The organism is Clostridium sp. JN-9, assembly GCF_004103695.1.
Taxonomy (GTDB): domain Bacteria; phylum Bacillota; class Clostridia; order Clostridiales; family Clostridiaceae; genus JN-9.
In genome coordinates this window covers 1,309,906-1,329,301 of sequence record NZ_CP035280.1, presented here as the reverse complement: position 1 = coordinate 1,329,301, position 19,396 = coordinate 1,309,906, and the positions used below count along the sequence as shown (strand labels likewise).

General features: G+C 32.5%; 17 protein-coding genes. 5 read left to right on the top strand and 12 right to left on the bottom strand.

What is annotated here, in order from left to right; genetic code table 11:
* Window positions 1-13: 13 nt before the first annotated feature.
* The 7 genes from EQM05_RS06350 to EQM05_RS06320 form a co-directional block, all read right to left on the bottom strand.
* Complete coding sequence (locus EQM05_RS06350; protein ID WP_243108138.1) at window positions 14-1,837, bottom strand: glycoside hydrolase family 66 protein; 1,824 nt, start codon at window positions 1,835-1,837, stop codon at window positions 14-16.
* Between the two features lie 10 nt (window positions 1,838-1,847).
* Entirely contained in the window at window positions 1,848-2,357 is a 510-nt protein-coding gene (locus EQM05_RS06345) for a carbohydrate ABC transporter permease (protein ID WP_279222133.1), read from the bottom strand.
* 176 nt (window positions 2,358-2,533) lie between these two features.
* Window positions 2,534-3,787 carry a transposase gene (locus tag EQM05_RS16155; protein ID WP_128749244.1) on the bottom strand — a complete coding sequence of 418 codons (1,254 nt, stop codon included), beginning with the start codon at window positions 3,785-3,787 and terminating at the stop codon, window positions 2,534-2,536.
* 162 nt (window positions 3,788-3,949) lie between these two features.
* On the bottom strand, window positions 3,950-4,294 hold the full coding sequence (locus tag EQM05_RS06335; protein ID WP_205694177.1) for a carbohydrate ABC transporter permease: 345 nt from the start codon (window positions 4,292-4,294) through the stop codon (window positions 3,950-3,952).
* A gap of 11 nt (window positions 4,295-4,305) precedes the next feature.
* Window positions 4,306-5,268, bottom strand: coding sequence for a sugar ABC transporter permease (locus EQM05_RS06330; protein WP_128749243.1), 963 nt, complete (start codon window positions 5,266-5,268; stop codon window positions 4,306-4,308).
* Between the two features lie 66 nt (window positions 5,269-5,334).
* Window positions 5,335-6,627 carry an extracellular solute-binding protein gene (locus EQM05_RS06325; RefSeq protein ID WP_128749242.1) on the bottom strand — a complete coding sequence of 431 codons (1,293 nt, stop codon included), beginning with the start codon at window positions 6,625-6,627 and terminating at the stop codon, window positions 5,335-5,337.
* A gap of 48 nt (window positions 6,628-6,675) precedes the next feature.
* Entirely contained in the window at window positions 6,676-7,722 is a 1,047-nt protein-coding gene (locus EQM05_RS06320) for a glycoside hydrolase family 15 protein (protein WP_243108168.1), read from the bottom strand.
* 163 nt (window positions 7,723-7,885) lie between these two features.
* Here EQM05_RS06320 and EQM05_RS06315 point away from each other — a divergent pair, with 163 nt between their 5' ends.
* Entirely contained in the window at window positions 7,886-8,803 is a 918-nt protein-coding gene (locus EQM05_RS06315) for an AraC family transcriptional regulator (protein ID WP_128749240.1), read from the top strand.
* A gap of 260 nt (window positions 8,804-9,063) precedes the next feature.
* A complete protein-coding gene (locus tag EQM05_RS16150) occupies window positions 9,064-10,317 on the top strand; it encodes a transposase (RefSeq protein WP_128749239.1) in 1,254 nt (417 codons plus the stop codon).
* A gap of 379 nt (window positions 10,318-10,696) precedes the next feature.
* On the opposite strand, the gene EQM05_RS06305 is transcribed toward EQM05_RS16150, so the two are convergent.
* Window positions 10,697-11,971, bottom strand: a complete 1,275-nt coding sequence (locus tag EQM05_RS06305) for an IS110 family transposase (RefSeq protein WP_128748367.1) — start codon at window positions 11,969-11,971, stop codon at window positions 10,697-10,699.
* Between the two features lie 449 nt (window positions 11,972-12,420).
* Between EQM05_RS06305 and EQM05_RS06300 the strand changes: the two genes are divergently transcribed.
* Window positions 12,421-13,248: a DegV family protein gene (locus tag EQM05_RS06300; protein WP_128749238.1), complete on the top strand. Its 828-nt coding sequence runs from the start codon at window positions 12,421-12,423 to the stop codon at window positions 13,246-13,248.
* A gap of 90 nt (window positions 13,249-13,338) precedes the next feature.
* On the opposite strand, the gene hflX is transcribed toward EQM05_RS06300, so the two are convergent.
* A complete protein-coding gene (gene hflX / locus EQM05_RS06295) occupies window positions 13,339-14,601 on the bottom strand; it encodes a GTPase HflX (RefSeq protein WP_128749237.1) in 1,263 nt (420 codons plus the stop codon).
* A gap of 496 nt (window positions 14,602-15,097) precedes the next feature.
* On the opposite strand from hflX, the gene EQM05_RS06290 reads away from it, so the two are divergent.
* Together EQM05_RS06290 and EQM05_RS06285 are read left to right on the top strand one after the other, a co-directional pair.
* The gene (locus tag EQM05_RS06290; RefSeq protein WP_164917223.1) at window positions 15,098-16,042 is read left to right on the top strand and encodes a patatin-like phospholipase family protein; all 945 of its coding nucleotides are present in this window, start codon (window positions 15,098-15,100) and stop codon (window positions 16,040-16,042) included.
* Window positions 16,043-16,158: 116 nt separating this feature from the next.
* Window positions 16,159-16,368 (top strand): cold shock domain-containing protein, encoded by a 210-nt coding sequence (locus tag EQM05_RS06285; RefSeq protein ID WP_128749235.1) that lies wholly within the window; start codon window positions 16,159-16,161, stop codon window positions 16,366-16,368.
* 50 nt (window positions 16,369-16,418) lie between these two features.
* Here the strand turns inward: EQM05_RS06285 and EQM05_RS06280 are convergent, their stop codons facing one another.
* The 3 genes from EQM05_RS06280 to EQM05_RS16145 form a co-directional block, all read right to left on the bottom strand.
* Complete coding sequence (locus EQM05_RS06280) at window positions 16,419-17,048, bottom strand: SOS response-associated peptidase (RefSeq protein ID WP_128749234.1); 630 nt, start codon at window positions 17,046-17,048, stop codon at window positions 16,419-16,421.
* A 153-nt stretch (window positions 17,049-17,201) separates the two neighbouring features.
* Window positions 17,202-17,786 (bottom strand): 50S ribosomal protein L25, encoded by a 585-nt coding sequence (locus EQM05_RS06275; RefSeq protein WP_128749233.1) that lies wholly within the window; start codon window positions 17,784-17,786, stop codon window positions 17,202-17,204.
* 346 nt (window positions 17,787-18,132) lie between these two features.
* On the bottom strand, window positions 18,133-19,386 hold the full coding sequence (locus EQM05_RS16145) for a transposase (RefSeq protein ID WP_128748581.1): 1,254 nt from the start codon (window positions 19,384-19,386) through the stop codon (window positions 18,133-18,135).
* Between the last annotated feature and the right edge of the window lie 10 nt (window positions 19,387-19,396).

Sequence of the window (19,396 nt, the reverse complement as noted above, 5' to 3'; positions counted from 1 at the left end):
AGCATTCGACATTTTACTCTTTTTCAATATATACCATGTCCCAATACTGGAGTTCTGGAACTTCTATTTCTAAATAAGAACCTTGTCCTTCTTTTTTTACCTTATACTTTAAGCTTATAGAATTTCCTCCATTAAAATCTGGAGATGCCATATAAACGCCTTTTACATTTCCCTGGTTAACATTATATTCAAGCTTTAAATTCTTTTGAAAATCTGGTGCATCATAGTTAGCACCATCATCTCTCCAGCTTGAATATTTCATACCTAAAAGATTTACCATTTGAATTACTTCGTAGCCCTTTTTCTCTTTAGCATAGGTCCAAACAGTACCCTTATCACCATTATTGCTTGTCTTAATTCCTTTTAACTGAATATTTCCTTTTATATCTTTAAGCCCATCTCTCAGCAGATTTTCATATGCAACTATGAAATCATAGTAATTTCTCATAGCTGCTACAAGGGACTTAGGCATACTGAGATTTTTATTAGGGAAGTACTCCCTGGACAGCATTCCTGTGTCACCAATTTCAAGATGATCTCCTCCGGCAGCAAATATTGCCGCATCTGTTAATCTGACGCTGTTTTCATTAAATTCTCCTTTAAAGCCTGCTCTGTTATAATTCATATAAGCTGCTATAACAGTATTTTTCTTTCCATCTGTCAGCTGATATCCTTTATCAATAACTTCCTTAAAAGAATAATAGCTGGGATAGTCACTAGGCCATAGTTCTGAATATAGTACATCCACATTACTTTTAGAAACCTGATCCATTCCATAACAATTTACTGTATTGAATATAACGCTAACTCCTAAAGCCTTTTTTGCATTATTAATAAAATCCGTATAAGTATCCGGAAGATTTACAGCTTCACCATTGTAATCATATGAGCCATTTCTATTGCCTAATGTATCCATATGATATATATCAAAGTTAAGCACCTTATTTACATTTTTCTCAGCATTAAATATATAATTCTGCCAGTCCTTATTTGCTGGGTTAAAAATTGCTATGGATGATGCAAAGGCAGAAGGAAGAGGATGAATATCCTGCATTGAGTGCTGAGTATCCTTATATATTCCCCATTCAGGTTTTATACCGTCTTTTTCATAATCAGTATATGCGCCATATATGAGATTATAATTTGCTGCTTTTATGTTTTTGCTGTGAGCTGAATCTATATAATCCTTTACAGTTTGAAAATAAATATCCCTATTGGCTATGTCCTTCCAGGATTCCCGCACACTATTCAAGTCACCTGGCAGCGGTTTTTGGTGCTTATTCTGCCAGTCATAAAATTGAAGTCCATTTATATGAAATTTGTTTATCCAATCTATTTTATCCTGGGTAACAGTCTTTGCTTGTTTTGGATATTCTGCAATATATCCATATCTGGGAAACTTGTCCCAAGTTGAAGATACATCAACTGCAGTGGTCTTATTATCATATGTGCTAAATCCCAGTTTGGCATTAACCTGCACAATATAACCTTTGTAATCATCCTTAGGTGCATTCCAGCTTAAATCCACGCTCTTTTTTTCACCTTTCTTTACATCTACCTTAACCTGCTTTGTTTCAACTGCATTATTTAAATATTTAAAATAAACATTTAAAGTACCGCTGTAATCTTTATTTAGGTTATTATTCAAATCTATTTTTATAATAACTTTGTCACTGGGGCTGTATCTTGCTTTATCCGTGTAAACATCACTTATAAGCTTACCCGTTGATGTTAGTAAATTCTTGTCTGATTTTGTATATTTATAGGCAAAAGCCGCTGCGCCTATGAGCATTACAATAAAAGCACTTAAAATAATTCTCTTTTTCAAATTATACACTCCCTATACCTTAACCTTTAACAGCTCCCTGGGTTCCACTTGGATTTATAAAGTTCTTATTAAAAATAATGAATATTATAATTATAGGTATCAGAACAATCATTGAAGCAGCAAATATTACTCCCCATTGAGTTGCTTTACCATTTTGGAGAAGCTTAATTGCAATAGGCAGAGTTCTCTTGGATTGAGTCTTTATTACAGTAAGTGCTGCAAATAACTCTGTCCAAATTCCTGAAAATGTACCTATACCCAGAATTCCCAGGGCAGGCTTTGAAAGGGGCAGTATTATTTTAGTGTATATAGTCCACTTATTTCCGCCGTCAATAATTACTGATTCTTCTAATTCTTTTGGAATAGTTTCAAAGAATCCTTTTAAGAAAAATGTATTGCCAGCTACAGCACCACTAACATACAGAAGTATTAATCCTGTATAGGTATCCACTAATCCCATCCCTTTTAAAATTGTGAACTGTGAAATTAAAGCAAGCACTGCTGGCATCATTAGTGAAAAAATATATATATTAAACAGAGATTTCGCATCTAAATTCCAGTAAAAGATTTACTTTTACTGGAATTGTATTTTATTGTACTTTCTTACATGGCTGGTAAATCAACAGACCGATATGTCGAAAAAATAGTTATAATTACCCTTACCCTAAGAAATTTTAATAATCGATTTCCAATTTTATTTTTATATTAAGTCTTTTTAAATATTGGATTATTCCAGTTGTCATCTATAGTAAATCTTTCATCTTTTATATCTTCAATAATATCTATTTGAAGCATCCGTTTCTTTCTAAAACCTCTGATACATCTAAAAAAATATAACTGCATCAGATTAAACGCTATAATTATAAACATCAGTACTGTCTCTACGCCCGTAGGGCTATGAAGAAAGCAATGATCTAAATGCCATTCTGTTTTAAGCTGATGAAAGGCATTATTTTCTATATCCCACCTCTTGTGCATTATCTTCCACAAGGTTTCTACTGAGGCAAATTTGTCTGTTGTTATAATCCAGCCTTCTTTAATTTCTACCTTATCTCCAGTATGAATTTCTTCTATAAACCTTATAAATCTAACTTTGATAGTCGGATCTGATATTTCAAAATTATCTTCATCCCAAGCTTTAATTTTGGTATAGTCTTTACTTCCCTGCTTTACAATCCATTTCTTATCAGCCTCACGGCGCTTAAATAGAGCTAATGCATCCTTTACAATGAGAAGACGCTCATCTTTAACTCTTACTACTGCATTCATTCCTATTGAAAGGACTTCTTTTATCCAAGTAGATTTACAATATAAAGCATCAGCTACTATAATATCGGCAAAATGGTGATATTTACGATATAATTTTTTTATTAATCTTATACCTCCGGTGATTTCACCTTCATCTTTATTCGAACTATCTTTCTTAGGTTCAAGCATTTCTTGTCCTAAAATAACATGGGGATCCGAACCTACGGTAATACAAACTACAGATCTGTGGAAATGACGAGTAGTGCCATCCTTATTCTTTCGTGAAAGACATTTGTCACAAAATTTTTTAGCACTTTCAAATAATTCTACACCATCTACAGCAACTACCTTTAAGCCATCTATGGTACCATTTCTAAATATCTTATTTTTTATCGTAGTTCTAATTATACTATCATGAATATTTTTCAAACCATTCAAATCAAAATCACTTAAGCAGCGCCTAACGGCATCAATGTGAATCATTTTAGTGTTTTTAGGTAATACTTTTTTAAATTTACCTTTTTTAAGCCAATGCTCTAACCTGTTGAAACTTCTTATTTGAAGCATAAATCCAAACAAAACTACAAAGGTGATTGTTGAAATTTTTACTAGAGATTTTATCTTTTTATCCTCTAAGGTATTGATTTTTTCACCTATATCGTATACTTTATTAATATAGGTGAGCATTTGTTTTAAATAACTTTTATTCATCTTAAGGCATCCTTTCTATTGTGTTGTGCAAAACTATTATAAAAAGGATGCTTTTATTATGCAAATTTTTTTTATAATTTCCAGTAGAAATCGGATTTTACAATGTTTTTATTAAATACTAGCAAATCAATATAAATCAGCGGGCTGCGCCCTAAAACTTTTTTAGGTGCTAAACTTCTGTATATTAAATATTACTTTTTTCCCCGGAAAATTTAACCTGGCAAAACCATAGCCTGAAAGAGATGCTACAAATATTGTTAAAAAGGTAGTTACTAAGGTAACAAATAAACTATTCAAAAAGTATCTTGAGAAATTATTACCTTTCCAGGCAGTAATATAGTTTCCAAAATAAAATTGTTTTGGTATTATCTGCGGTTTTGATGGCAAAACATAAGTGTTAGGTATCATTGATACAGTTATCATATTTAAAAATGGAAGTAATGAAAATATCACCAACACTATGAGAACCAGATGTATAAATATCTGTCCATATTTATGCTTAATCATGTATTCATCTCCTAAAATTCAATATCTACTTTTTTAGTTATTTTTCTCTGGATAAGAGATACTGCAATTAAAATAGCACCCATAATTAAACTTATGGCAGCAGCATAACCAAAATCAAAACTTGTAAATGCCTTACTATACATATAGTTTAACAGTACATCTGTAGTGCCCATAGGTCCTCCTTCTGTAATCAGCATTACCTGCAGCATTATATTAAAGGCACCTATTATCAGGCTGATTACTATAAAATAAGTCCTGGATGCAATAAGAGGTAATGTAATCTTCCAAAGCTGCTGCCTTTTAGTTGCCCCATCCACAGCTGCTGCTTCATATATGTCCTTTGGTAAATCCTGAATTGCTGCTGTATACATGATCATTACCCATCCTATACCTTTCCAAATGCAAAGGGTCCAGATTACTATATTAGCTGTCCATTCATTGTGAAGCCACATTATAGGCTCTTTTATTAAATTAAGGCTGAGTAATATAGAGTTTACTAATGAACCACTGGTATCCTGGAAAATATACTTAAATAATATAGAAACCACTATCCAGTCAGAAATTACAGGTATATATAATAAAATCTTATACATTAACTTTCCTCTTGTAAGAGACTCTATCATTATTGCCAGCATCATGCCTATAAACCACTGAAAAGGAACAGTAACAACAGCTGCCAGCAAGGTATTCCTTAAAGCCAGGTAAAACTTAGCACTTTCATCTATTACTCCTCCGCTTATAAATGCCTTTTTAAAATTTGCAAGCCCCACAAACGTACTTGGTTTATTAGGATTAACACTGTAATTCATGAATGCCATGGCTATATTCTTCAAAAGAGGATATGCTACAAAAACTAAAAAAAGCAAAAAACCTATACCTATAAAAGCCCATCCTTCTAAATATTCCTTCTGCTTTTTTCTTAACTTTATATTAAATTTTCCTTTTTTATTTTTTGTTTGTGAAACAGCTTCCAATTATTCCACTCCTCTCTATTTTATATTTAAGGATTAAGGTTATGCCTTAATCCTTAAATATTAAGCTTATTTTTGCTGTAACAGTGCATCTACTTTCTTAGCTGCATCGTCTAATGCTGCCTTTGGAGTTAACTTCTTTCTTAAAGCTGCTTCAAAATCATCCTGCATTGTCTTTGAAATATCTCCCCATTTTGGACTTGGTGTTCTTGCCCAGGTTGAACTTAATTGATTAACATATACATTTAACATTTTATTATCCTTAATTACAGGCTTTTCAGCTGTAGCTTTATTAACAGGCATCATTTGAAGTTCTGTTGCAAATATAGTTTGTGCTTCGTCTGATGCTAAGTATTTAGCAAAGGCATAAGCTTGTTTTTGATTTTTTGAAGCTTTAAATATTACTGTATCTTCTCCACCCACTATAGAAACGCTGCCTCCATCACCCTTAGGAATTGGTGCATAAACTACATTGTCTTTAACTATCTTCTGATCTTTGTTTGCTGGGTACCACCATGGTCCATCATCAATCATGGCATAATGACCTGCATTAAATCCTTCCCATGAACCTTCTCCACCAAGAATACATTTCCCAACATATCCCTTATCATTCCATTCAACTATTTTTTCAAGGGCCTTAACACTTGCATCACCGTTTAAATATCCTGTGGCTTTTGTGTTTTTCTCATCTGTGAATTTACCGCCAAGTGATATAAAGTATGGAGCTACACCCCATGATTCTGGATTTGCAATGCCTATTCCCATGATTTTATCAGCCTTTAATTTTTCAGCCAGCTGTTCAAGTTCATCCATGGTTTTTGGTGCTTCTTTAAAGCCGGCTTTATCCAGCATTGATTTATTGTATATGGCAATCTTGGTATTTGTGTCCAGTGGTACACCATAATAGTGTCCATTATACAAATTAGTACTCATAGGTCCTTCAAAGCTGTTCTTCTTTATTTCATCAAAGCCCTGCATTCCATCTACTTCTGCTAAGTAATCCTGAGAAGCATACTGAGCAACATCAGTTATGTCTGTCCTTGCCAAATCTGGTGTAGTGCCGCTCATAGCAGCCTGAAGTATTTGCTTCTTGTAATCATCTCCGCTTGGCATTGGAGTAATCTTAACTTTTATATCAGGATACTTCTTATTAAATGCAGGTACTATTTTTTCTGTTAAAACTTTATTCTCGTTGTCATTGAATGTACTCCACATTTCAATTTCACCTTTTAATTTTGTCTCATCTGTAACAGCTGCATTGCTGTTGTCATTTCCAGAGGCTTGTTTGTTTCCACAGCCAGCTAACACTCCGCACACCATCAAACCTGTCATGATTAGTGCCATTATTTTTTTACTCTTCATTTTCTTTCCCCCTAAAATTTATAATTTAAAGCATTGCCTATGCTAAGCTTAATCTTTAATGTAATTTTCAATATTATGGAGCAGTATAAGATACATAGCATGTGACCAGAGTACTGGTGAAGCTACCTTTCCCCATAAACTTTCCCATACATTAATGTAATTTTCATTATTTACATTTTCTAAACTTTGTTCAGGAAGTTCTCCATTTTCATTAGCTTTGCTTTCTATCCAGTTAAGCATGGATTCAGCTTTTTCAATTTTTTTTGCTTTACAATAATACAATCCAAGTGAAGCTGATAAAATAATCCATTCTCCACCGCCATAGTATGTATCTTCCGGATATCTATGAACACCGCAGTTATGAACTAATGAATTTTCTATTTCTTCAATTGTTTTCAAAAATTCTGAACTGTTTATGTCAAATAATTCATATGGAACAGCTGCCCATATAAGGCTTGAATCAATGCTATCCATATCAACACATTTTTTCAGTCTTCCATTTACAATACAATTTTTAATCACATACTGTTTTATGGCGAATTTAGTATTCTCTACATTTTCATCACTTAAAAATTCATTTATAGATTTTAAGCCTCCATATATTGCAGCTAATGTCAAAGTATGAATTCTTTCACCATTTTCCTGCCAGCAGTCAAAACTTGGATCCATCCAAAAGTCAGTTAAATAATCAATGGCTATCTTTATACTCTTATTGTACTTGTTAAGCAAAGCTGTATTTTTTGTTATTTTTATGTGCTGTGAAAGCGCCCAAAGCCATGTACCATATCCATCCAGCTGGAAACTAGGCCATTCATCACCACATTCACTGCCATCCAGTTTAAATCTGGTTGGAAGATAATCATCATTAATTAAAATTTCACCCTTCTTTTTCATTTGAATAATTTTCTTTAACTTAGAGCTTTGATTAGATATAACATTGCTTGTCCATTCAAAGAAGCTTTCTGAAGAATCAAATCTTTTCCAAAGATCCATTGAATAAGCTGTAAAGCTGCCATCTCTAAGCCAGCAGTAATTGTATACGCTAAAATTAGGGCTTGCCGCATATGAACCTGACTTATGCTGATTTTCTGTAATTATGCTGATGCTTTTATCCTTTATGCTAACGATTTCACTCGCCTCCTGTATTTATTAATCATTTATTTCTTGATTTAATAATAATTTATACTAAAATAAAATTAAATGTATCATTCATACTTTTGATGTATAATTCCGACTTAAAACACAAATGGAGGATAAAATGAACTTATTTACTATAGACACAGATATTGTCCCATCAGTTAGGTTAATTGGGCATGTTTCTTATAATAAACCATGGAAGCACTTTGAAAGAACTATAGATGAATATTTATTATATATTGTAAAAAGCGGAGAATTGTATATAAGGGAGGGTGATGTTGAGTATACCCTGAAAAAAGGTGACTTGCTTATTCTTGAACCTAATATTCAGCACGCTGGATTTAAAGAGGCTACATGTCATTATTATTACTTTCATTTTAAACACCAAAAAATTCAGAGGGTTACAGATAAATCCTATGACCAGATTACAAAAGAGTTGATTATTCAAAGGAGAGAGTCTCTTTCCAGCAACCATTTTAATAAGTACAATGATAAATCTCATATATTATATCTGCCAAAATATTATCATTATGAGGATGAAAATGAACTTATGGCACTTCTTGTGGATGCAGATAATGATTTTTATAAAAAATATGAGGGTTATAAAAGGGTGTCTTCCCTTAAACTGCTGGAGATATTAATAAAAATAAGCAGAGATTACTCATCTACAAAAATAGATACCTCTCAGCCTCATTTTTCAAAAGCCTTTGTTAAATGCAGAAACCTGTTAAATTATCTTAATAATGAATTTGTAAATAAAATTACCAGTGAGGATATTGAGCAATTATTTGAATCAAATTATGACTATTTAAACAGAGTGTTTCAAAAAATAACTGGGTACACTATATTAAATTATTTGAACACCTTAAGAATTAATAAGGCAAAGGAATTATTTGATACCACCACCATAAAAGTTTCAGAAGTAGGATACCTTGTAGGAATCAGCGATCCATATTACTTCAGCAGACTTTTCAAGAAACACGCCGGCATGACTCCATCCCAATATATAAGGCTGAGAAGTGAAACCAGATTGGAATAGACAAATATCGGGTGCTGCCTGGTTACATTCGACGAGTATCGGATGCTGCCTGGTTACATTCGACAAAATCATAATTTCAACAGAAGTTTAGCACCTAAAAAAGTTTTAGGGCGCAGCCCGCTGATTTATATTGATTTGCTAGTATTTAATAAAAACATTGTAAAATCCGATTTCTACTGGAAATTATAAAAAAAATTTGCATAATAAAAGCATCCTTTTTATAATAGTTTTGCACAACACAATAGAAAGGATGCCTTAAGATGAATAAAAGTTATTTAAAACAAATTCTCACCTATATTAATAAAGTATACGATATAGGTGAAAAAATCAATACCTTAGAGGATAAAAAGATAAAATCTCCAGCAAAAATTTCAACAATCACCTTTGTAGTTTTGTTTGGATTTATGCTTCAAATAAGAAGTTTCAACAGGTTAGAGCATTGGCTTAAAAAAGGTAAATTTAAAAAAGTATTACCTAAAAACGCTAAAATGATTCACATTGATGCCGTTAGGCGCTGCTTAAGTGATTTTGATTTGAATGGTTTGAAAAATATTCATGATAGTATAATTAGAACTACGATAAAAAATAAGATATTTAGAAATGGTACCATAGATGGCTTAAAGGTAGTTGCTGTAGATGGTGTAGAATTATTTGAAAGTGCTAAAAAATTTTGTGACAAATGTCTTTCACGAAAGAATAAGGATGGCACTACTCGTCATTTCCACAGATCTGTAGTTTGTACTACCGTAGGTTCGGATCCCCATGTTATTTTAGGACAAGAAATGCTTGAACCTAAGAAAGATAGTTCGAATAAAGATGAAGGTGAAATCACCGGAGGTATAAGATTAATAAAAAAATTATATCGTAAATATCACCATTTTGCCGATATTATAGTAGCTGATGCTTTATATTGTAAATCTACTTGGATAAAAGAAGTCCTTTCAATAGGAATGAATGCAGTAGTAAGAGTTAAAGATGAGCGTCTTCTCATTGTAAAGGATGCATTAGCTCTATTTAAGCGCCGTGAGGCTGATAAGAAATGGATTGTAAAGCAGGGAAGTAAAGACTATACCAAAATTAAAGCTTGGGATGAAGATAATTTTGAAATATCAGATCCGACTATCAAAGTTAGATTTATAAGGTTTATAGAAGAAATTCATACTGGAGATAAGGTAGAAATTAAAGAAGGCTGGATTATAACAACAGACAAATTTGCCTCAGTAGAAACCTTGTGGAAGATAATGCACAAGAGGTGGGATATAGAAAATAATGCCTTTCATCAGCTTAAAACAGAATGGCATTTAGATCATTGCTTTCTTCATAGCCCTACGGGCGTAGAGACAGTACTGATGTTTATAATTATAGCGTTTAATCTGATGCAGTTATATTTTTTTAGATGTATCAGAGGTTTTAGAAAGAAACGGATGCTTCAAATAGATATTATTGAAGATATAAAAGATGAAAGATTTACTATAGATGACAACTGGAATAATCCAATATTTAAAAAGACTTAATATAAAAATAAAATTGGAAATCGATTATTAAAATTTCTTAGGGTAAGGATAATTATAACTATTTTTTCGACCTATCGGTCTGTTGATTTACCAGCCATGTAAGAAAGTACAATAAAATACAATTCCAGTAAAAGTAAATCTTTTACTGGAATTTAGATGCGAAATCTCTGATAATTTCAACATTTCTTTATTCAGTTTTTTATATGTGCTATAATTCTTATTATACAAATAATTACTAGGCCACATTACAATGGTTAAAAAGCAATTTGGTAATATGTCAAGAACAAAATAAAAAGAAAATGAAATGATTCTTCAAAAAAAGGGTAACCCTAATAAACATACAGTCAAATCAGAATGTATGTTCGTGTGTCTTATATAATTAATCTACTCTATTTGAAGAGTAGAGTTGATTTTTAGCCAGCAATCCAAAAATCAAACGGATTAATTTACGAGAAGTTAGCGCGAGTGCTCGTTTATGCTGATGTGTAGTCACTTCAGCAAATTTCTTCTGGTAGAAAGCTTGATATTCAGGAACGTGTCTTATGACACTACCAGCGGCTTCTATCAGATAATAACGTAAATAACGGTTACCTGCTTTGTTCATTGGCGTATTTTCAGCCTTGAAATCACCAGATTGATTTTCTTTCCATACGATGCCAGCATATTTAGCAATAGCATCATTATTAGGGAATGCATGCACACTGCCTAATTCGGCAAGAATACCACTGGAATAAACAGGGCCAAAACCAGGGATTGACATGAGAATTTGATATTCCACAGGATTCATTCCCATAACCGCTTTCTCAATGGCTTTATTAATAGTACTCAGTTCTTTTTCAAAAGCCTGAATACAGTTAAAAGAGCATGCAATTGAAGTCGTTAATGGCTCATACAAACATTTATCAAGGCGATATGAATTACGAGCAGCTTGTTGAAGAATTTTAGCAGTCATCTGTGGATCAGAAATTCTCTTTCGACTCTTTGTATTGATGAATTCAACAAGTTCTTCTATGGAAGCATTTGCAATGTCTTCAGAAGATAAAAAATCCGTCAGGATAGAGGAAGCAGTGGCACCATATTTATTAGAAAAAGGATGTTCTTCACCATCTAACAAAGCAAATTCGCTAAACTTGAGAAATACATTTGATAGCATATATGTCTTCTCCCTGGTTAAGCATTCAACTATATGAAGCCTGTGTCTTGTAAGCCTTTGTAGGGCAAGGTATTGAGAACCACGCCAAGGCTCAGTATGAATCCTGCCGACTCTTGCAAAATCAGCAATAACAAAAGAGTCAATGCCATCATTTTTGTTAAGAGCATTAAAGGAATCTTTGTAGTTAGCAACTTCCTTAGGATTCAAACAGTAGACGTAGGGTTTATATGGCACAAGTTTTTCACTTGCAGATAAAAAATTAGCTATATGCACGCCATAAAATGAAGTAGACTCAAGACCAATAATAGTAACCTTAAATATATTATTTTCTAGTATCTTGACGAGCATGGATTCTAGTTGTTCTGCACCAGATTGTGTATTAGGAACAGGTTTCATTTTAATAAAAAATTCCTGTTCAAAGTTAATTGCAGAGACAACATTTTGTCTCGCACCAATATCGATACCAACAAATAGAGTTGATAAGTAATCTACTTTCTTCATGAAATCACCACCTTTCGAAAGTAATGAGGAAATTAGAAAAGGAATTATCCTAATCCAGAGTACTGACTGCAACCTCGCGTAATCAGCATTCAACCAAGCGAAATACCTTGCTGGTGGCTACGAATGGAGATGCAACATTTGTGTAAGCAGAATTTGATACTCTGGTCAGGCTGCAAGCTTTCTAGGCAATAACAATATGTTTTGCAGGAGAATACAGCAGTAACCTTCGCTAAAGTCCGTTAGGACTATTTTAGCATTAGGAAATTCCTTTATAAATAGTTAATGTAAGTTGTATAGATAGGAATGTAAAATAGATAGCAATAATGAATTGGGGGAATCCCCACAGAAAAACATAGATACTTTCTTATCTATACTAAAATATAAAAATAAATAAGTTTATAGCAGTCATTTAACTGACTATAAACTTATTATACGAGGAGAATAATAACATGGTAAGGTTAGTAACTGACAGTTCTGCAGATTTACCTGAGGAATTCCTTAAAAAATATCATATAGCAGTGGTTCCTTTGAACATATATATACAAGGCAAAGAATTTAAGGAGGGGAAAAATATTACATCTAAAGAATTCTTTAATAAAATGTTTTCTTCTGATGAAATTCCAAAGACTTCACAGCCCTCACCATTAGCCTTTGCAAATGCTTTTAAACAGTTTTCAAAAGATGATGAAATACTCTGCTTAACCATTTCATCCGGCTTAAGCGGTACATATCAGTCGGCTTGTGTGGGTAAGGGTATGTGCGATTTATCTGTAACAGTTTTTGATACCCTGGCAGGATCACTTGGACATGGTATTTTAATACTTAAGGCCGCTGAACTGGCTTTGAAAGGTTTAAATGTTAATGAAATTGTAAATGAACTTAATTCATGTTTAAAAAGCATGAATATCCTTATACTTCTTAATACACTTGAGAATATCGTTAAGGGTGGAAGGCTGAGCAGATTTCAAGGCTCCATAGCTAAAATACTAAATTTAAAAATACTACTTCAGGGAGTGCATGGCAAAGTAGTTCTAATTGGAAAAACCCGAGGAAAGAAAAAGTTTTTAAATAAAGTGCTGAACGTGATAGGTGAAAGAAAAAAAGATTTTTCAGATACTGTTTTTGGAATTACTCATGTGGACAATCTTGCAGATGTTGAATATATAAGAAATGAAATCATTAACAGGTTTCATCCTAAAGATATTATTATCAATGACATGGGAGCAACTATGAGCACATATGCAGGAAAGGGCGGTATGATAATATCATTTTACTAAATGACAAATATCGGGTGCTGCCTGGTAGCATTCGACAAATTACGAATGCTACCTGGCTTAATAACAGCTGTCCCAAATTTTCACTTTAATTTATTTTTGGACTATAGAATAATTTTTAAATCTTTGAAAGTCTGCTGCTTTGCACTCTAATTCCAGTTTAGTTCCATCCTTAACATAGCTTGTATTTATGATATTTGCATTTTCACTTAAATATGAAATTATGCCTCCTTTATCATAAGGTATAAGCATTTGGCATTTAACATAATTGTTAAATATTTTTTTGATTATCATATCCATTAGCTCACTTAAACCAGACTTTTCTTTTGCTGATATATAAACAGCATTGTTTTCCTGGTTGTTATCATTGTTATATCCAGCCAAATCTGATTTATTGTAAGCATAAATTACTGGAATATTTTCAGCTCCAATTTCTTTTAATACGGCATTTGTAATCTGTATTTGTTCTTTATAATTAGGATTAGAATAATCTATAACATGAACCAGCAGGTCCGCTTCTGCTGCCTCCTCCAGTGTTGATCTAAAGGCTTTTATAAGATTGTGCGGCAATTTACTTGCAAAGCCTACAGTATCAGTTAACAGGAACTGCTTATTGTCAGGAAGCTTTATGCTTCTCACTGAAGTATCTAAAGTTGCAAAAAGCATATCCTTTACAAATACCTGCTTGTCTTCTGCCTTATTATATCTTTCAAGTATTGCATTCATAAGAGTTGATTTTCCTGCATTTGTGTACCCAACTAATGATACTACTGGGATTTCATTTTTTCTGCGTTTGCTTCTCTGAGTTTCACGATTAACTACTAATTCTTTTAATTCCTTGTTTAACAGGTTTATTCTTTCTTCAATTTTTCTTCTATCCAGCTCCAGCTTTTTTTCTCCTGCGCCTTTATTTCTTGTTCCCACTCCTCCGCTTTGTCTTCCTAAGGATTCTCTAAGGCCTATTAAACGCGGCAGGGTATACTGAAGCTGAGCTATTTCAACCTGAAGCTTTGCCTCCTTAGTCTTAGCCCTTTGTGCAAAAATATCCAAAATTAACATAGTTCTGTCTATAACTTTGCACTTTAATTCTTCCTCTAAATTTCTAATCTGGGTTGGTGTAAGCTCATCATTAAAAACAGCTACATCAGCTCCTGTTTCCTCCATCACATGAGAAAGCTCCTGAATCTTTCCTGTGCCAATATAATAGCCCGTATTTACTTCACTTATTTTCTGTGTTACTTCTCCAGCCACCTTCAAATCACAAGCATCAGCTAAATTTCTTAACTCCTCCATGAGATATTGAAAATCTTCCTGGTTATTTAAGTTAACTCCTACTAAAACCGCTGTTTCTTCCATAAAATATTCCTCCAATAAATATTAATTTTACTAATTGCCGCCGCTGTAAAACTCTATCCATTGTGCTATTTAAGGTGGATATAATCTATTTATAAATGTAATTCTATTTTTAAACAAAACAAAAAAGGGTAAATTTGTCCTACCCTTTTTCTCCATAACAAAATAAATTTTAAAGAGTTCCTTTAAAAATAGGCAGACCAATCTCGACTACTCCACCCAAGGCAGAGTTCTTAAGCACTATTCAATTAGCGGCATAAAGATACAAATCGAAATTTAATCTTCATTTCTAAAAGATCCCTCCGTTCCTATAATTTAATAATATTATAATCCAGTTTTATTCTTTTTACAATAACAGCTGCCATTAAAATCTTTGCATATATAGTATAAATAAAAACGTTTAAAATTATTAATATTTTTTTAAATGTGCTTTAATAATTTCGTCCTTTAACACTATTTGTAAACTTTGTGATAAAATTAATTTAAGGGGGTGATTACTTTGAAAATTGGTTTAGTTCTAAGCGGTGGAGGGTGCAAAGGAGCTTATCAAATTGGAGTATGGAAGGCACTTAGAGAATTAAAAATAGATACATATATTCAAGGCGTTTCAGGAACATCAATTGGTGCCTTAAATGCAGCACTTTTTGCTTTAAATGATTATAATCTGGCGGAAGATATATGGATGAGCCTTACAAGAGAAAAAGCACTGCCAACTGACAATGTAGATCTTTTTACAAAAGGTTTAAAATTATTTATAGGCACTAAAAATCTTAACTTCATAAAAAAACATCTGCCTGGATTATTAGAGCAAGGTAATGTTTCAAGGCAGGGCTTAACTGATATATTGGACAGCCTGGATCTTAATGAAGCACTATGCTCTCCAATGCCAATCTATATAACTTGTGCTGAACTCCCTGATTTAGTTGGGAGATATTTCAAATTAAATAACTATGATTCTGATACTGCTAAAAAAATTTTATGTGCATCTGCAGCTATTCCTCCTGTATTTTCCGCTGAAGAAATAGGAAACTTAAAATATTTAGATGGAGGCTTATTTGATAATTTGCCAATTAGGCCGCTTTACAATCTAGGCTTTGATATGTTATTTGTAATAAATTTAGACAGAAATTATATAATTGACAGAAGCAAATTTCCTAAGTGTAAAATAATCTGCATAAGCCCAAGTACAGACCAGGGCGGGGTTTTTTCAGGTGTACTTGATTTTTCTAATGAAGGTATACGTAATCGAATAAAGATAGGCTATGACGATACAATGAATTTACTGGAACCCATATTTGAATTTCATAGTTTTAAGCTTAAAAAACTTCCTGGTGAAATGATTAGAAACACCAGTAAAAATATTGCAGAAAATGTTATGGGTATATTTAAGAATAAGAATAATCATAAAACAAAGGACAATGATGTGATGGTCAATGGAAAGTAAAATGTGACAAATGTCGGGTGCTACCTGGTTACATTCGACAAAATAATGAATAATACTCATTTTTATAACAATACTATATTTGTAGACATAAAAAATAATAATAAGGGGGCTTTTTGTTGGCTAGTGTAACTGGTGTAGTTAAGTGGTATGATCAGGATAAAGGATATGGATTTATATCCTGCAATCAGGGAAAAGATGTTTATGTAAATCACCTTCAAATTAAAGAAAAGGGAAATGATAAGGACCTCCATGAAGGTGAAAGTGTCATTTTTGATATTACAGATGGTCCAAAGGGTCCTATGGCAGTAAATGTACAAAAATTATAAATAAAAGGTTATCCTGGAATAGATAATTATTCCCGGGTAACCTTTTTAGTCTACAATAAGTCATATATTGAAATCTGCTGACTTCCTGATGCTGAATCTATTTTTAATCTAAACCAGTTATCCTTCTCCAGTTTTTCTCTAAGCTTTAAAATACCTGTGTCTGAATCTGCCAGCCATTGTTCTTCATCTTCTTTTTTTATAATAACCGGCATTCGGTTATGAATTTTACTCATTTGTTCATTAGCTGCTCTGGTTAGTATTGCAGCGCCAAAATATGATGTGTTATTTTTATCTTTAAACTCCTTATATATTCCTGCTAATGAGAAAAGCTTAACTTCCTCCAATGAAGTTTTATATTTTGTCTTGCACTTTCCTTCACTTTTCCACTCAAAAAAAGCATTTGCAGGAATAAGACACCTGCTCTGTAAAAAGGCATTCCTAAAGCTGGGCTTTTCCGCAGCTGTTTCAATCCTGATATTGATAACTTCACTGTTTATGCCATAAATCTTATATCCCCATTTAAAAAAATCCAGTATTCTTTCATCTTTCTTTATAATTACAGGTATATTGGTTCCAGGAAATATTTCTCCCTTTGAAAAATTGAGTTTTTTTACATCTGTTATACCATAACCTGATATAACATCTTCTATATTATTTTCAATGTAAAAACGTCCGCACATGGCAATCACCGCTTTTCTTCTTATAATTGATTTAATTTAGCCATAATTATTTTATATGTATATTGTTCACATTTTCTGATTTATTAATTATAGAAAAAGGACGAAAATTAACATTCATCCTTTTAAAATAAAAATATTATGTTTTAATTTTAATTATTCAGTGATTTCTTCAGCAGTGTCCCCCAGCTCATCCTTTTCCTTTAACTTTGCAACAGTTGCGTAAATTTCTCCTTCCATGTCATTAACTTTTATTTCCTTGTCCAAATTAAAGTCATTTACTGTAATTGTATCTCCGAGTTCTTTTTTGGATACATCAACTGTAACAGCATCAGGCATTAAATCCATTCTTCCGTAAACGTCAATTTCAGGCTTATGAATTTGAAGCTGAAGCACATTTGAGGTAAGTCTGTCCTCACCCTTAAATATGATTGGCAGCTGCATTTTAATTTCATGCTTTCTGGAAACAAGCTGTACATCCACATGAATAATCTTATCCGATACAGGATGTCTTTGAATTTCCTTTATGAACCCATATTTTTTTTCATTACCATACTGAATCCACATTTTAGCATTAGGACCATGCTTTTCAAGAACCCTCTTTAATGGTACTTCTTCAAATTTCACAGGTTCTGATTTTTTCACAGTATCTCCGTATATTACTCCTGGTATAAAACCATTTTCTTTGAATTTTTTGTTGCCTGTAGTCCTTTCAAATGCATTCAAAATAATTCCTTCCAAAATAATCACTCCTTCTGGCCTACAAAGCCATTATTTATTATTCTGCATACGCATGGTGTTACCAATAATAACTTTTAGTGAAATTTGGACTAAACTTTAAGGTAGCATTAGTGATGTAAAATACACTTATATTATAGCACAAGTAGAAAAATTTTACCCCTTTAATAGGGTGTTCGCAGAGATTTCGCATCTAAATTCCAGTAAAAGATTTACTTTTACTGGAATTGTATTTTATTGTACTTTCTTACATGGCTGGTAAATCAACAGACCGATATGTCGAAAAAATAGTTATAATTACCCTTACCCTAAGAAATTTTAATAATCGATTTCCAATTTTATTTTTATATTAAGTCTTTTTAAATATTGGATTATTCCAGTTGTCATCTATAGTAAATCTTTCATCTTTTATATCTTCAATAATATCTATTTGAAGCATCCGTTTCTTTCTAAAACCTCTGATACATCTAAAAAAATATAACTGCATCAGATTAAACGCTATAATTATAAACATCAGTACTGTCTCTACGCCCGTAGGGCTATGAAGAAAGCAATGATCTAAATGCCATTCTGTTTTAAGCTGATGAAAGGCATTATTTTCTATATCCCACCTCTTGTGCATTATCTTCCACAAGGTTTCTACTGAGGCAAATTTGTCTGTTGTTATAATCCAGCCTTCTTTAATTTCTACCTTATCTCCAGTATGAATTTCTTCTATAAACCTTATAAATCTAACTTTGATAGTCGGATCTGATATTTCAAAATTATCTTCATCCCAAGCTTTAATTTTGGTATAGTCTTTACTTCCCTGCTTTACAATCCATTTCTTATCAGCCTCACGGCGCTTAAATAGAGCTAATGCATCCTTTACAATGAGAAGACGCTCATCTTTAACTCTTACTACTGCATTCATTCCTATTGAAAGGACTTCTTTTATCCAAGTAGATTTACAATATAAAGCATCAGCTACTATAATATCGGCAAAATGGTGATATTTACGATATAATTTTTTTATTAATCTTATACCTCCGGTGATTTCACCTTCATCTTTATTCGAACTATCTTTCTTAGGTTCAAGCATTTCTTGTCCTAAAATAACATGGGGATCCGAACCTACGGTAGTACAAACTACAGATCTGTGGAAATGACGAGTAGTGCCATCCTTATTCTTTCGTGAAAGACATTTGTCACAAAATTTTTTAGCACTTTCAAATAATTCTACACCATCTACAGCAACTACCTTTAAGCCATCTATGGTACCATTTCTAAATATCTTATTTTTTATCGTAGTTCTAATTATACTATCATGAATATTTTTCAAACCATTCAAATCAAAATCACTTAAGCAGCGCCTAACGGCATCAATGTGAATCATTTTAGTGTTTTTAGGTAATACTTTTTTAAATTTACCTTTTTTAAGCCAATGCTCTAACCTGTTGAAACTTCTTATTTGAAGCATAAATCCAAACAAAACTACAAAGGTGATTGTTGAAATTTTTACTAGAGATTTTATCTTTTTATCCTCTAAGGTATTGATTTTTTCACCTATATCGTATACTTTATTAATATAGGTGAGCATTTGTTTTAAATAACTTTTATTCATCTTAAGGCAT

Bases quoted from the DNA above. Each gene is read 5' to 3' on its own strand.
- EQM05_RS16145 (WP_128748581.1), bottom strand. From the start codon at position 19,386: ATGAATAAAAGTTATTTAAAACAAATGCTCACCTATATTAATAAAGTA.
- EQM05_RS06280 (WP_128749234.1), bottom strand. From the start codon at position 17,048: ATGTGCGGACGTTTTTACATTGAAAATAATATAGAAGATGTTATATCA.
- EQM05_RS06325 (WP_128749242.1), bottom strand. From the start codon at position 6,627: ATGAAGAGTAAAAAAATAATGGCACTAATCATGACAGGTTTGATGGTG.
- hflX (WP_128749237.1), bottom strand. From the start codon at position 14,601: ATGGAAGAAACAGCGGTTTTAGTAGGAGTTAACTTAAATAACCAGGAA.
- EQM05_RS16155 (WP_128749244.1), bottom strand. From the start codon at position 3,787: ATGAATAAAAGTTATTTAAAACAAATGCTCACCTATATTAATAAAGTA.
- EQM05_RS06315 (WP_128749240.1), top strand. From the start codon at position 7,886: ATGAACTTATTTACTATAGACACAGATATTGTCCCATCAGTTAGGTTA.
- EQM05_RS06300 (WP_128749238.1), top strand. From the start codon at position 12,421: ATGGTAAGGTTAGTAACTGACAGTTCTGCAGATTTACCTGAGGAATTC.
- EQM05_RS16150 (WP_128749239.1), top strand. From the start codon at position 9,064: ATGAATAAAAGTTATTTAAAACAAATTCTCACCTATATTAATAAAGTA.
- EQM05_RS06305 (WP_128748367.1), bottom strand. From the start codon at position 11,971: ATGAAGAAAGTAGATTACTTATCAACTCTATTTGTTGGTATCGATATT.
- EQM05_RS06335 (WP_205694177.1), bottom strand. From the start codon at position 4,294: ATGATTAAGCATAAATATGGACAGATATTTATACATCTGGTTCTCATA.